Source organism: Kitasatospora sp. NPDC057512, from assembly GCF_042802135.1.
In the GTDB taxonomy this organism is placed as follows: domain Bacteria; phylum Actinomycetota; class Actinomycetes; order Streptomycetales; family Streptomycetaceae; genus Kitasatospora.
This window is the reverse complement of sequence record NZ_JBHVET010000147.1, coordinates 1-13,876: the sequence shown is the minus strand read 5'-3', so window position 1 is coordinate 13,876 and position 13,876 is coordinate 1. Positions and strand designations below refer to the sequence as shown.

The 13,876-nt window shown below is 74.1% G+C and carries 11 protein-coding genes and 1 pseudogene; 7 read left to right on the top strand and 5 right to left on the bottom strand.

What is annotated here, in order from left to right:
• Both hutH and ACFU6K_RS12910 read right to left on the bottom strand, forming a co-directional pair.
• Positions 1-1,478 (bottom strand): histidine ammonia-lyase (hutH, locus tag ACFU6K_RS12915; RefSeq protein WP_380662601.1); only part of this gene is annotated, 1,478 nt, incomplete at its 3' end.
• Between the two features lie 146 nt (positions 1,479-1,624).
• Positions 1,625-2,794, bottom strand: a complete 1,170-nt coding sequence (locus ACFU6K_RS12910) for a macrolide family glycosyltransferase (protein ID WP_380662602.1) — start codon at positions 2,792-2,794, stop codon at positions 1,625-1,627.
• A gap of 127 nt (positions 2,795-2,921) precedes the next feature.
• Here ACFU6K_RS12910 and ACFU6K_RS12905 point away from each other — a divergent pair, with 127 nt between their 5' ends.
• Complete coding sequence (locus tag ACFU6K_RS12905) at positions 2,922-3,542, top strand: TetR/AcrR family transcriptional regulator (protein WP_380662600.1); 621 nt, start codon at positions 2,922-2,924, stop codon at positions 3,540-3,542.
• A gap of 624 nt (positions 3,543-4,166) precedes the next feature.
• Here the strand turns inward: ACFU6K_RS12905 and ACFU6K_RS12900 are convergent.
• The 3 genes and pseudogenes from ACFU6K_RS12900 to ACFU6K_RS12890 form a co-directional block, all read right to left on the bottom strand.
• A pseudogene (locus tag ACFU6K_RS12900) lies at positions 4,167-5,300 on the bottom strand (diguanylate cyclase domain-containing protein); the annotation flags it as partial.
• A gap of 445 nt (positions 5,301-5,745) precedes the next feature.
• Positions 5,746-6,870, bottom strand: coding sequence for an adenylate/guanylate cyclase domain-containing protein (locus tag ACFU6K_RS12895; protein ID WP_380662599.1), 1,125 nt, complete (start codon positions 6,868-6,870; stop codon positions 5,746-5,748).
• Between the two features lie 173 nt (positions 6,871-7,043).
• Positions 7,044-7,937 (bottom strand): biotin--[acetyl-CoA-carboxylase] ligase, encoded by an 894-nt coding sequence (locus ACFU6K_RS12890; RefSeq protein ID WP_380662598.1) that lies wholly within the window; start codon positions 7,935-7,937, stop codon positions 7,044-7,046.
• Positions 7,938-8,170: 233 nt separating this feature from the next.
• Here ACFU6K_RS12890 and ACFU6K_RS12885 point away from each other — a divergent pair, with 233 nt between their 5' ends.
• The 6 genes from ACFU6K_RS12885 (at position 8,171) to ACFU6K_RS12860 (ending at position 13,786) form a co-directional block, all read left to right on the top strand.
• A complete protein-coding gene (locus ACFU6K_RS12885; protein WP_380662597.1) occupies positions 8,171-9,772 on the top strand; it encodes an acyl-CoA carboxylase subunit beta in 1,602 nt (533 codons plus the stop codon).
• Positions 9,773-9,801: 29 nt separating this feature from the next.
• A complete protein-coding gene (locus ACFU6K_RS12880; RefSeq protein WP_049655770.1) occupies positions 9,802-10,020 on the top strand; it encodes an acyl-CoA carboxylase epsilon subunit in 219 nt (72 codons plus the stop codon).
• 139 nt (positions 10,021-10,159) lie between these two features.
• A complete protein-coding gene (gene mmpB, locus ACFU6K_RS12875) occupies positions 10,160-10,300 on the top strand; it encodes a morphogenic membrane protein MmpB (RefSeq protein ID WP_380662596.1) in 141 nt (46 codons plus the stop codon).
• Positions 10,301-10,347: 47 nt separating this feature from the next.
• The gene (locus tag ACFU6K_RS12870; RefSeq protein WP_380662595.1) at positions 10,348-10,959 is read left to right on the top strand and encodes a nucleoside triphosphate pyrophosphatase; all 612 of its coding nucleotides are present in this window, start codon (positions 10,348-10,350) and stop codon (positions 10,957-10,959) included.
• 65 nt (positions 10,960-11,024) lie between these two features.
• A complete protein-coding gene (locus ACFU6K_RS12865) occupies positions 11,025-11,759 on the top strand; it encodes a hypothetical protein (RefSeq protein ID WP_380662594.1) in 735 nt (244 codons plus the stop codon).
• Between the two features lie 236 nt (positions 11,760-11,995).
• Positions 11,996-13,786 carry an acetyl/propionyl/methylcrotonyl-CoA carboxylase subunit alpha gene (locus ACFU6K_RS12860; protein ID WP_380662593.1) on the top strand — a complete coding sequence of 597 codons (1,791 nt, stop codon included), beginning with the start codon at positions 11,996-11,998 and terminating at the stop codon, positions 13,784-13,786.
• The last annotated feature ends 90 nt before the right edge of the window (positions 13,787-13,876 follow it).

Genomic DNA, 13,876 nt, shown 5'->3' with positions numbered 1-13,876 from the left:
CGGCCGGCGCCGCCGACCCCCGCCTCGCGGGCGGCGGCCAGCGCGGCCGCGGTGGCCGGGGCGAGCCCGCCGGCCCCGTCGGCCTGCTGCCGGATCTCCAGCGCGCGGGCGGAGGCAGTGAGTTCGACGGCCAGGATGCGGCCGAGGTTGGCCACCGCCTGGCGCAGCTTGCGCGCGGCCGACCAGCCCATCGACACGTGGTCCTCCTGCATCGCGGAGGACGGGATCGAGTCGACCGAGGCCGGGACGGCGAGCCGCTTGTTCTCGCTGACCAGCGCCGCCTGGGTGTACTGGGCGATCATCAGGCCGGAGTCCACGCCCGGGTCGTCGGCCAGGAAGGCCGGCAGGCCGTGCGAGCGGGCCTTGTCGAGCAGCCGGTCGGTGCGGCGCTCGGAGATGGAGCCGAGGTCGGCGGCGGCGATGGCGAGGAAGTCCAGCACGTAGGCGACCGGGGCGCCGTGGAAGTTGCCGTTGGACTCCACCCGGCCGTCCGGCAGCACCACCGGGTTGTCGACCGAGGCGGCCAGCTCGCGCGCGGCGACCAGCTGGGCGTGCGCCAGGGTGTCCCGGCCGGCGCCGGCCACCTGCGGGGCGCAGCGGATCGAGTACGCGTCCTGGACCCGCGGGGCGTCGTCCTGGTGGTGGCCGGTGAGGCCGGAGTCCTTGAGGACGGCGAGCATGTTGGCGGCGCTCAGCGCCTGGCCCGGGTGCGGGCGGATCGGGGCGTGCAGCTCGGGGGCGAGCACCTTGTCGGTGCCGAGCAGCGCCTCCAGGCTCATCGCGGCGGTGATGTCGGCGGTGGTGAACAGCCGCTGGAGGTCGGCGATGGCCATCACCAGCATGCCGAGCATGCCGTCGGTGCCGTTGATGAGGGCGAGGCCCTCCTTCTCCAGCAGCTCGACGGGCTCGATCCCGGCGGCGGCGAGCAGTTCGGCGGCGGGCTTCTCCACGCCGTCCGGGCCGGTGGCGGTGCCCTCGCCCATCAGGACCAGCGCGCAGTGCGAGAGCGGCGCGAGGTCGCCGGAGCAGCCGAGCGAGCCGAACTCCCGCACCACCGGGGTGATGCCCGCGTTGAGCAGGGCGGCCATGGTCTGCGCGACCAGCGGCCGGACGCCGGTACGGCCGGAGGCCAGCGTCTTCATCCGCAGGAACACCAGCGCGCGGACCACCTCGCGCTCGACCGCCGGCCCCATGCCGGCGGCGTGCGAGCGCACCAGCGACCGCTGCAGCTGGGCGCGCAGCTCGGGGCTGATGTGGCGCACGGCGAGCGCGCCGAAGCCGGTCGACACGCCGTAGACGGGGCGCGGCTCGGCCGCGAGGGCGTCGATCCGCGCACGGGCGGCCGCCATCTCGGCCAGCGCGTCGGGACCGATCTCGACCCGGGCGTTGCCCCGGGCGACGGCCAGGACGTCCTCGGCGCCGACGTCGGCCTTGCCGACCAGGACCAGCGGAGCGTCGGGGGCCACAGCACTGTGCATATCCATATACACCATCTCATCAGGTGAATGAAGATATGACAACAGGTGCTCGCCATCCGGATTCTCCGCCCTCCGGATCGGCGCCGCACACCGCGGCCCCCGGCCGCCCCCGCATCACGGCACTGGCAGCTCGGCCTCGATCAGGATCACTGCACGGGCAGCTCGGCCTCGATCAGGTCCGCGGCCCGGGCGGTGCCACCCTCGGCCCGTCCGGCGGCGGACAGCTCGCCCAGCCGCTCGGCCACCGCCGGGTCGCCGGTCAGCTCCAGCAGGGCGGCGCGCAGCGCCTCCGCGGTGGCCTGCTCGGTGTCCAGCCGACGGGCGACGCCGAGGCCCACCAGGGCGTCCGCGTTGGCGAACTGGTCGGCGGCCTGCGGCACCGCGATCATCGGCACGGCGTGGAACAGCCCCTCGCTGGAGCCGCCCATGCCCGCGTGGGTGACGAAGGCGTCCGCCTGGGAGAGCACCGACAGCTGCGGCACCCACCGGTGCACCTCGACGGTGTCCGGCACCTCGCCGAGCTCGACCAGGTCGGTGTGCTTGCCGACCTGGAGCACGGTGTGCCAGCCCGGCAGGTCGCCGAAGGCCTCCACGCAGGCCCGGTAGAAGGCCGGCTGGTGGGTGAAGGCCGACCCCAGCGAGACCAGCAGCACCTTCTCCGCACCGGCCGGTCGCTGCCACGCGCCCTGGTGCGCGCGGTCGCCGAAACAGGGCCCGACGAAGCTGATCCGCTGCTCGTCGACCCGGTCGACGTTGGGCTGGAGGGCGCGCGGGACAAGCGCGACACACCGCTCGGGGCGGTTCTTGAAGCCCTCCACGTCGCGCTGCACCGTGCCGGCCTCGGCCAGCCAGTCGGCGTACCGGCGGTAGTGCTCGGGGCCGCCCGGGCCGTTGCGCAACGGCTCGAACATCGCCACGAGGTCCTCCTCGAAGCCCTCCCAGCCGACGAAGGCGGGCGACAGCTGCACCACCGGCACGCCCAGCCGCTCGCCGAGCGCCCGCCCGGCGAAGCCCCCGATGTCGTAGAGCACCAGGTCGGGGCGGTCGTCCTCGAAGGCCTCCAGCAGGACGGGCCACATCGACAGCGTGTCGTCCAGGAACACCTCCTGGATCGCCACCAGGTCGGACGGCCAGCCGGCCGGGTCGTCGGTGAGCGGCAGCCTGGTCGGGTACGGGACGAGGGTCGCGCCGGTGGACTCGACGACCTCCCGGAAGGAGGGGTCGTTGACGTAGCTGACCCGGTGGCCCCGGGCGACCAGCTCGGTGATCACGGCGAGACTTGGATTGACATGCCCATGGGCGGGAATGGAGACCATCAGGATGTGTGCAGGGGGGCGGTTCACGGGCACCTCCGGGGGATGGCGGATGAGACGAGACGATCCGTCTCGCAAATGCTGGGAAGACAATACGTCTCGTCTCGCCGTCTCGCATAGAATTTTTCCCATGGCCTCCAGAACAGCTCCCGACCCCGCCCGACGCAGCGAGCGCGCACACGCCGCCGTCCTCGCCGCCACCACCGAACTCGTCGCCGAGATCGGCTACGGCAAGCTGACCATCGAAGCGATCGCCGCCCGCGCCGGCGTCGGCAAGCAGACCATCTACCGGTGGTGGCCCTCCAAGGGCGCCGTGGTCTTCGACGCCTTCCTCGCCGCCGGCGAGCACGGGGGCGGCATCGCGCTCCCCGACACCGGCGACCTCGCCGCCGACCTCCGCGCCGTCCTGCGCCCCACCAGCGACGAGCTGGCCGACCCGGACACCGACCGCACCTACCGGGCGATCATGGCGGAGATCCTCAACGACCCGGCACTGCACGCCGAACACCGCACCCGCCTGCTGGACCCCCTGCTGGCCGTCACCCGCGACCGCCTCCGCAGCGCCCGCGAGGCCGGCCAGATCGCCCCCGACACCGACCTCGACCTGGCCATCGAGATCGTCTACGGCCCGCTCTACTACCGCTGGCAGTACCGGCTCGGCCCGCTCACCCACGAGCACGCCGACCGCCTGGTCGACGCCGCCATGCTGGCCCTCAACCCGCCGTCCGCCGGCGGCGGTTCCGACGCCTGACCGGGACGGACGGCCACCACCACGACCGGCCCCTCAGACCGCCGGCGGCGAGGCCGGCCCCGCCAGGGCGACCGAGACCAGGGCGCGCATCGCAGAGGCGGCCTGCCCCAGCGGCAGCGTGGCGTCGTCGGCGAAGAGCTCCACCAGCCAGCCGCCGGCCGGGTTCTGGCCGCCCGCGGCCACCATGCCCCGGTAGCCGGAGACGACGAGCATCGCCTCCTCCGCCGGATCGTTGCCGGCCGCGCCCGCCCGCAGGGCGAAGGCGCCGCCGCGGACGGCACGGCGGGTCATCGGGTAGTGCCGGAGGTCGAAGACCGCGTCGGGGGCCTCGATCTGGGCCCGCTGGGTCTCCGCGCGGACGCTGCTGGGGCCGCTGGTCATCCGGTAGACGGCGTGCTGGGCGGTGCGCATGAGGTGGGAGCCGGGCGGGACGTACGAGACCCACCAGCCGACGGCGTCCAGCAGCCGGGCGGAGGCCTCGGCGACGACGACCAGCTTGCCGAGGGTGTCCGCGGGGTGGACGGCCCGGGCCGTGGCGGCCTGGTCCAGGGAGGCGAGCACCGCGGTGAGCAGCTGCCCCGGGTCCGCGCTGTGGGCGGCGCCGCGGAACCGCCGCCGGTCGCCCGCCCCGGCCCGGCCGTTCGGCCCGCGCCGCCCGTCCGCCCGGTGGTGCGGGTCGGCGGCGTCGGCGAGCAGCACGGTGGGGTCGGGCGAGAAGCCGGGGCCGTGGCTGCGCCCGGCGACGACGGGGTGGGCGGCCCGGGCGGCCTTGGCCCGGTACTGGGCGGCGTCGGCGAGCCGGAACAGCCGGTCGGGGGTGGTGACGGGCCCGATCGAGTCCCCGGTGGAGGCGACCCCGCAGGCCACCCCCTCGCCCTCGGAGAGCGCGAGCGCCCGGGCGCACAGCTCCTCGGCGACGGAGACCACCTCGTCGGCCTTCTGCCCCTCCACGAGCAGGCAGAACTCGTCACCGCCGAGCCGGGCGGCGAGACTGCCGGGGAGCCTGGCGGCGGCCAGCGAGAGCTGGTGGGCGAACCGCTCCAGCAGCCGGTCGCCCATCTCGTGGCCGAGCTGGTCGTTGACCCGCTTCAGCCCGTTGACGTCGCAGACCACCAGGGAGACCACGGTGTTGTCCCGGTTGTGCGCCTCCAGCGCGCTCTCCAGCCGGGCGTCGACGGCGCGCCGGTTGGCCAGGCCGGTGAGCGGGTCGGAGAAGGCGAGCCTGCGCAGGTCGGCGAGGCGTTCGGTCTGCGCCAGCCCGGCGGAGACCTGGGCGGCGAGCAGGGTCGCGTAGTCGGCGTCGGCCTCGGTGAACTCGGGCATCCCGGCCGACCGGGCGAGGTACAGCTCGCCCCAGGCCTGGCCGTGCAGCACGACCGGCGCGACCACGCAGCAGGCCCGCCCGCGCCGGCGCAGCGCCGCGGCGCGCTCCTGGCAGTACGCGCCGGCCGTCGGGTGGGCGTGCCCGGCGTGCTGCACGCTGTTCTCGGCGCTCTGCAGCCAGGCGCGCGGCAGCCGCCCGGTGGTCCAGCGCTCCTCCAGGTACGTGACGATCTCGGGGAAGTCGGCGACCGGGTACGACTCGTCCTCGGGCAGCTCCTCCTCGCCCGGGGCGAGGTCGCCGTGGTTGACCAGCACCCGCAGCCGGCCGGACTCGCGGTCCCAGACCGAGACGGCGGCCATGGTGGCGCCGAGCGCCTCGGTGGCCCGGGCGGCGGCGGCCCGGACGGCCTCCAGCGGGGTGAGCGCGGCGGCCATGTCCTGGGCCAGCTCGACCACGGACTGCAGTCTCAGGTCGGGCAGCGGGTCGGGGTGCCGCGAGCCGCCGCAGTCGCAGTCGCGTTCGCGGTCCGTCATGATCGCCTCACTGCTCACCGGCTCGCCTCGCTCCCTGTGCTCGGTCCTGCCGGACCCCCGTCGGCCGACCGCACCCGACCGGCCGCTTGCACCAAGACTAGGGCGGTTTCGTTCGCTTATGCCCCGTTTGCCCGGGCGGACCCGCAGCAGAACGTACGACTTTCAACCGTTCAGCACCCGGAACGGCCCGTCCGCCGTGGGAAAGCGTGCCCACGAACGCCGTCACCGCATGCGTCTGCCCGCGCACGTCCACCGCACACGACTTCCCCGCGCGGGCCCGCCGTACGCGCGACACCCGGGTACGCCGCGTACGGCCACCGTCCGCGCACGGCCCCGCCCGCGGGCGCTACTCGGCCTTCAGCCGCCGGGTGAGCAGCCACGGCTCGACCAGGCCGAGCCCCCGCACCGGCCGCCGCCACATCGGCTGCAGGTGGAACCGGGCCCCGTCGTCCGGGCCCGGGATCGGCAGCCCGGAGGCGGGCATCCCGGCCGCTGCCGACAGCGCCTCGGCCAGCCCGGGCCCCTCTGCGTCGGCCGGGGCGACACTGCCGTTCTGCTCCAGCGCGGCGGCGAACTCGCCGTCGATCAGCACCGCGTCCTTGGGCGCGATCGAGGTGAGCCGGCTCGCCAGGTTGACGGTGGTGCCGAAGACGTCGCCCATCCGCGAGGTGACCGTGCCGAAGGCCATGCCGACCCGCAGCGGCGGGATGGTGTCGTCCCCGGCCAGCGCCTCGATCAGGCTCAGCGCGATCTCGGCGGCGGTCGCCGGGTCCTCGGAGACGTAGAGGATCTCGTCGCCGAGCGTCTTGATCACCCGGCCGCCCTGCCCGGCGATCAGGTCCGAGCAGGTGTTCTCGAAGGTCTCGACCAGCTCGCCGAGCTCCTCCTCCTCCAGCCGCCGGGACAGCCGGGTGAAGCCGACCAGGTCGGCGAAGCCGACGGCGAGCCGCCCGCTGGTGATCTCGTGGTCCTCGGCGGCCTGCACCACCCGGCCGGTGACGGCCGCCAGCTGGCGCCGCCAGACGTACACCAGGAACTGCTCCAGCTCCGGCAGCAGCAGCTCGACCAGCGGGTACGCGACGTCGGCGCGGGTCAGCCCGGGCTCGACGGCCTGGGTGAGGTTCTCCAGGAAGGTGTCCATCTGCCAGCCGGCCAGCCGGGCCGTGGTCTGGCCGGTGGAGCGGGCCACCTGGATCGCCATCGACTCGCTGAGCAGCCCGGACTCGACCAGGCCGGCCAGCCGCCGCAGCGCGATCACGTCGCCGTCGGTGAGCGCCCGGGACTGCCCGATGTCGGGGAAGCCCATGGCGCGCCAGAAGCGGGTGGCCAGCTCCATCGGGACGTCGGCGGCGCGCGCGGCCTGGTACGGGGTGTAGCGGCGCGGCGCGTCCAGGATCAGGCGTTCCAGTTCGAGCGCGACCGTGGGGTCGTTGCCGCCCGCCGTCGCGCCGCTGCTGCCGTCCTCTGCCACCGGTCCGTCCCCGTGCGATCGCCGCACTCGCCTCGTGTCCTACCTGTCCGGGCGCGCACTCCGCCACCCGGGCGGGCAGTGGCGCGCCTCACACCGCTGCCAGGTGGAATGTTCGCACGGAATCGTCGGATCCGGGGCATCAGCCCGGGTCAAGGAGAGGTGAAGAGTGCCGTTCAGCGGGGCTCGGGGCGTACGTGGACGACGTCGCCCGCGCCGACCGCCCGGCGTACGCCGTCGGGCGTGCGGATCACCAGCCGCCCGTCGCCGTCCACCGCGACGGCCTCGCCGACCAGCTCGCGGTCGCCCGGCAGGTGCACCTTCACCTGGCGGCCGAGCGTGGTGCAGCGGTCCACGTAGGCGCGCAGCAGGTCACTGGCGTGCGGGTCGCCCGCGGCGGCCGTCCACTCCCGGTACAGCTCGGCGAGTTCGCGCAGCAGGGCGCGCAGCAGGGTGCCCCGGTCGGTGGTCGTGGCGCCGGCCAGCGCGAGCGAGGCGGCGGTGGGGACTGGCAGTTCCTCCGCGCGCAGCGAGACGTTGAGGCCCATGCCGACCACCACCGCGCCGCCGGCCAGCTCGGTGAGGATGCCGCCGAGCTTGCGCTCCGCGCCGTCGATCTCCGTCTGGAGGTCGTTGGGCCACTTCAGCCCGACCTCGACCCCGGCGACCCGGCCCAGCGTGCTGGCCGCGGCCACCCCGACCAGGATCGGCAGCCAGCCGTACCGCTCGACCGGCACCTCCTCGGGGCGCAGCAGCACGGACAGGAACAGCCCGGAGCGGGGCGGGGCGGTCCACCGCCGGTCCAGCCGGCCACGGGCGGCGCTCTGCGCCTCGGCCACCAGCACCGCGCCCTGCCCGGCGCCCGCCGCGGCCCGGGCGGCGACGTCGCTGTTGGTGGAGCCGGTCTCGGCGACGACGTCCAGGGAGGTCCACAGGCCGCCCGGGACGAGCAGGACGCGGCGCAGCGCCTCCTCGTCCAGCGGCGGACGGTCCAGGTCGGTCCAGGGCGACGGTCCGGCGTGGCCGAAGCCGCGCAGTCCGCTGCGGCGGGGGGTCTCGGGTGCGGTCATGGGAAAACCCTAGATCCGGTCCGGGGCGTAGGCCGCCCCATCGTCCCGCAGAACCACCGTCAACAGAACTGTGTCGATGGTCATGACGCCGGGACGTGCCGCATCGCCCTCCGCGCTGGCTACGCTACCCAGCGGTAGTTCGTAGCGCCGCCCTGCCCTCATGCGCGGGCCCACCACCCGGCCCCGCGCGCACTCGAAACAGGTCGCGGCCATGGATCAGGGAGAGCCACCGGATGACCGAGGCGCCGTACGACCCCCACACCACCGCCGGCAAGCTCGCCGACCTGCGGCGAAGGCTGGACGAGGCGGTGCACTCCGGCTCGTCCAAGGCCGTGGAGAAGCAGCACGCCAAGGGCAAGCTGACCGCCCGCGAACGGGTCGTGGAACTGCTGGACGAGGACTCCTTCGTGGAGTTCGACGAGTTCGCCCGGCACCGTTCGACCAACTTCGGCCAGGAGCGGAACCGGCCGTACGGCGACGGCGTGGTGACCGGCTACGGCACCGTGGACGGCCGCCAGGTCGCCGTGTTCGCCCAGGACTTCACCGTCTTCGGCGGCTCGCTCGGCGAGGTCTTCGGCGAGAAGATCGTCAAGGTGATGGACTTCGCGCTGAAGACCGGCTGCCCGGTCATCGGCATCAACGACTCCGGCGGCGCCCGGATCCAGGAGGGCGTGGTCTCGCTCGGCCTGTACGGCGAGATCTTCCGCCGCAACGTGCACGCCTCCGGCGTCATCCCGCAGATCTCGCTGATCATGGGCCCCTGCGCCGGCGGCGCGGTGTACTCCCCCGCGATCACCGACTTCGTGGTGATGGCCGACCGGACCTCGCACATGTTCATCACCGGCCCCGACGTGATCAAGACCGTCACCGGCGAGGACGTCGCGATGGAGGAGCTGGGCGGCGCGCGCACCCACAACACCAAGTCGGGCAACGCCCACTACCTGGCCGCGGACGAGAAGGAGGCGATCGAGTACGTCAAGAGCCTGCTCTCGTACCTGCCCTCCAACAACCTGAGCGACCCGCCGTCCTACCCCGATCAGTCCTTCGACCTCACGTTCGCCGACGTCACGGCGCAGGACCTCGAACTCGACACCGTCGTGCCGGACTCGGCGAACCAGCCGTACGACATGCGCACGGTGATCGAGCACATCGTCGACGACGGCGAGTTCCTGGAGACCCAGCCGCTGTTCGCGGGCAACATCATCACCGGCTTCGGCCGGGTCGAGGGCCAGTCCGTCGGCATCGTCGGCAGCCAGCCGATGGACCTGGCCGGCTGCCTGGACATCAACGCCAGCGAGAAGGCCGCCCGCTTCATCCGCACCTGCGACTCCTTCAACGTCCCGGTGCTGACCTTCGTGGACGTGCCCGGCTTCCTGCCCGGCACCGAGCAGGAGTGGGACGGCATCATCCGGCGCGGCGCCAAGCTGATCTACGCCTACGCCGAGGCCACCGTCCCGCTGATCACCGTGATCACCCGCAAGGCCTTCGGCGGCGCGTACGACGTCATGGGCTCCAAGCACCTGGGCGCCGACCTCAACCTGGCCTGGCCGACCGCGCAGATCGCCGTGATGGGCGCGCAGGGCGCGGTCAACATCCTGCACCGCCGGGAGATCGCCGAGGCCGAGGCGGCCGGCACCGTCGAGGAGAAGCGGGCCGAGCTGATCGCCTCGTACGAGGACACCCTGCTGAACCCCTACCTGGCCGCCGAACGCGGCTACGTGGACGCGGTGATCGCGCCGAGCGAGACCCGCCGGCACATCGTCCGCGGTCTGCGGGCGCTGCGCGGCAAGCGCGAGGTGCTGCCGCCGAAGAAGCACGGCAACATCCCCCTGTAGGCCCCGTCCCTGTCGGGAGAGAACCAGCCATGTCGATCCACGTGCTGCACGGGCAGCCGACCCCCGAGGAGCTGGCCACCGTCCTGGCGGTGGTCCAGGCCCGGGCCGCCGCCGCACAGGCCGCCGCCGAGGCGGCCCGCAGGGCCGGCGCCGGCCCGGACTCCCCCTGGGGCGACCGCGCCCGCCGGCTCCGTCTCGCCGCCCGTCCGGGCCCGAACGCCTGGCGGACCTCGGGCTGGGCGCACTGAACTCCGCGGCGTGGAGGGGGAGAACGGCCCCGCCGCCCTCCCCCTCCGTGCCGCACCGGGCACACCGCCGCCCGCGCTGCCCGAAACCTGAGTACGGATACTCAGGCGCCCGCACCCCCGCGCGGCGCACTCTGGACGGGTGCTCTGGTCAGACCCCCGTGACGAGCCCTCGCCCGAGGCCCGTCGGATGCAGGAGCGGATGCAGCGGGCCGGCAAGGTGCTCGCCGCCATCGTGCTGGTCGGCGCCGTGCTGATCATGATCTCCCGCTCCTTCACCTGAGCCGTTCACCCGAACGGCGGACACCGGCACCCCCTACGCTGGTGGACATGACCGACCAGCGCCCCCTCGTCCTCGCCTCCGCCTCCCCCGCCCGCCTCGGGCTGCTGCGCCAGGCGGGCCTCGACCCGCGCGTGGTGGTCAGCGGCGTCGACGAGGACGCCATCACCGCCGCCACCCCCGGCGAGCTCGCGCTCGTCCTGGCCGAGGCCAAGGCGAAGGCCGTCGCCGCCGAACTCGCCGACGGCGAGCTGGTGATCGGCTGCGACTCCGTCCTGGAGCTGGACGGCCTGGCCCTCGGCAAGCCCGCGGACGCCGCCGAGGCGCTGGCCCGCTGGCAGTCGATGCGCGGGCGCTCCGGCGTGCTGCGCACCGGCCACTGCGTGATCGACACCGCGACGGGCCGGCAGTCCTCGGCCACCGCCTCCACCACCGTCCGCTTCGGCACCCCGGACGACGCCGAGATCGCCGCGTACGTGGCCTCCGGCGAACCGCTGTACGTGGCCGGGGCGTTCACCCTGGACGGCCGCTCCGCGCCCTTCGTCGACGGCATCGACGGCGACCCGGGCAACGTCATCGGCCTCTCCCTGCCGCTGCTGCGCCGGCTGCTCGCCGACCTCGACGTGCGCATCACGGACCTGTGGGCCCGGAACGACAGCTGACCTCCCGGACCCGGCGGTCGTACCCCTAAGCTGACCGGCGTTCGAACGGGGAGGGGACGCGGCAGATGACCGACAGCGTGCTCAACGTGGTGCTCGGCCTGGTGGCCAGCGCGATCAGCGCCGGCCTCGGCTGGCTGGCCCAGGTGCTGCGGCGGCGCCGCAGGATCGAGCGGGTGCGGGCGTTCTTCGGGCTGCCGGGCGGCAGCGAGTGCCTGATCGTGGTGCCGCGCAGCATCGGGACGGGCTCGCACGCCCACACCGTGACCCGGCGCGACGCGTACGCGCTGATGTGGCTGGCCGGGCTGGTCGAGGAGTGCGGGGCGCGGCCCGAGCTGGTGGCCCACGACGCCGCGCACCGCGGCCTGGGCGCCAAGACCGAGCTGTGCCTGGGCGGTCCGGTCAGCAACGAGCGGATGGCCGCGCACCTGGCCTGGGGCCTGCCGGGCGTGCTGATCACCTCGGGGCCGGGCCCGGGCAGCAACGTCCTCGTGGTGGGCGAGCGGGACTTCACCGCCGGTCCGGACGAGACGCACGTCCTGCTCGCCCGGATCGCCACCCCGGACGGCGGCCGCCCGGTGTTCCTGGTCTCCGGCCAGACCGGCACCGCCAACCAGGCCGGGGTGCGCCACCTGGTCGCGCACCACCGCGAACTCGCCCGGAAGTACGGGCGGGACGGCACCTTCGCGCTCGTCCTGCGGGTGGTCAACCCGGAGGCGTACGGGCCGGACATGGTCGAGGTGGCGGCCGACGTGACGGCCGAGGCGCTGCGGCGGCCCGCCGCCCGCTCCGGCGCCGCTTGAGCGGCCCGCGCGAGACTGTGGCCCATGCCACCCTCCCGCCGCGCCGCGGGCCGGTCACCCGCTGTGGCCCCCGCCGATCCGGGCGGACCGGCGCCGACCTGCGGCGTCGTCCACGGGGCCGCCCGCGGGGCCGGAAAACCCATCACCGAGCGTGTGGGATAGTTCACAACCCGGGGCTACTCGCCGGTACTGCCCAGGAATCCATAAACTCAACGAGGTTCAAGAAGGGAGCCACAGTGCGCAAGGTGCTCATCGCCAACCGCGGGGAAATCGCTGTCCGCGTCGCCCGTGCCTGCTCGGACGCCGGTATCGCCAGCGTCGCCGTCTACGCCGAGCCGGACCGGGATGCGCTGCACGTCCGCGCGGCCGACGAGGCTTACGCGCTGGGCGGTGACACCCCCGCTACCAGCTACCTGGACATCGCCAAGGTCCTCAAGGCGGCCGCCGACTCCGGCGCGGACGCCGTCCACCCCGGCTACGGGTTCCTGTCGGAGAACGCCGACTTCGCCCAGGCCGTCCTCGACGCGGGGCTGATCTGGATCGGCCCGCCGCCGCAGGCCATCCGCGACCTCGGCGACAAGGTGACCGCCCGGCACGTCGCCCAGCGGGCCGGCGCCCCGCTGGTGGCCGGCACGCCGGACCCGGTCTCGGGCGCCGACGAGGTCGTCGTCTTCGCCCGGGAGCACGGCCTGCCGGTCGCCATCAAGGCGGCCTTCGGCGGCGGCGGGCGCGGCCTCAAGGTCGCCCGCACGCTGGAGGAGATCCCCGAGCTGTACGAGTCCGCGGTGCGCGAGGCCGTCGCCGCCTTCGGCCGCGGCGAGTGCTTCGTCGAGCGCTACCTGGACAACCCGCGGCACGTGGAGACCCAGTGCCTGGCCGACAAGCACGGCAACGTGGTGGTCGTCTCCACCCGTGACTGCTCGCTCCAGCGCCGCCACCAGAAGCTGGTCGAGGAGGCACCCGCGCCGTTCCTGACCGACGAGCAGAACGCCGAGCTGTACCGGGCGTCCAAGGCCATCCTGAAGGAGGCCGGCTACGAGGGCGCCGGGACCTGCGAGTTCCTGGTCGCGCTGGACGGCACGATCTCCTTCCTGGAGGTCAACACCCGTCTCCAGGTGGAGCACCCGGTCACCGAGGAGGTCACCGGCCTCGACCTGGTCCGCGAGATGTTCCGGATCGCCGACGGCGAGGAGCTCGGCTACGGCGACCCCGAGGTGCGCGGCCACTCCTTCGAGTTCCGCATCAACGGCGAGGACCCGGGCCGCGGCTTCCTGCCCGCGCCCGGCACCGTGACGCTGTTCGCCCCGCCGTCCGGCCCGGGCGTGCGCCTGGACTCCGGCGTGGAGACCGGCTCGGTCATCGGCCCGGCCTGGGACTCGCTGCTGGCCAAGCTGGTCGTCACCGGCCGCGACCGCAAGCAGGCCCTGGAGCGGGCCCGCCGCGCGCTGGCCGAGTTCCGGGTGGAGGGCATGGCCACCGCCATCCCGTTCCACCGGGCGGTCGTCACCGACCCGGCGTTCGCGCCCGAGATCTGCGGTTCCGGGACGACTGACGGCGACGGGCCGTTCACGGTCTTCACCCGGTGGATCGAGACCGAGTTCGACAACACCATCCCGCCGTTCGCCGGCGCGGCCGGTGACGGCGAGGAGGCCGAGACCCGGGAGACCGTGGTGGTCGAGGTCGGCGGCAAGCGGATCGAGGTCTCGCTGCCGTCCTCGCTGGGCGTCGCGGCGGCCCCGGCGGCCGGTGCGGCGGGCTCCGCCAAGGCCAAGCGCCGGGTGGGCGCCAAGAAGGCCGGCTCGGCCGTCAGCGGCGACACCCTGGCCTCGCCGATGCAGGGCACCATCGTCAAGGTCGCCGTGGAGGAGGGCCAGGTCGTCGCCGAGGGCGAGCTGATCGTGGTCCTGGAGGCGATGAAGATGGAGCAGCCGCTGAACGCCCACAAGGCGGGCACCGTCACCGGCCTCAAGGCCGAGGTCGGCGCGAGCGTCAGCAGCGGCGCCGCGCTCTGCGAGATCAAGGACTGACACCGTCCCTGACCCCGGACCGGTCCGTACGCCCCTCGGGGTGTGCGGACCGGTCCCGTTTCCGCGGGCCGTACAGGGCCTGTCTTCAAA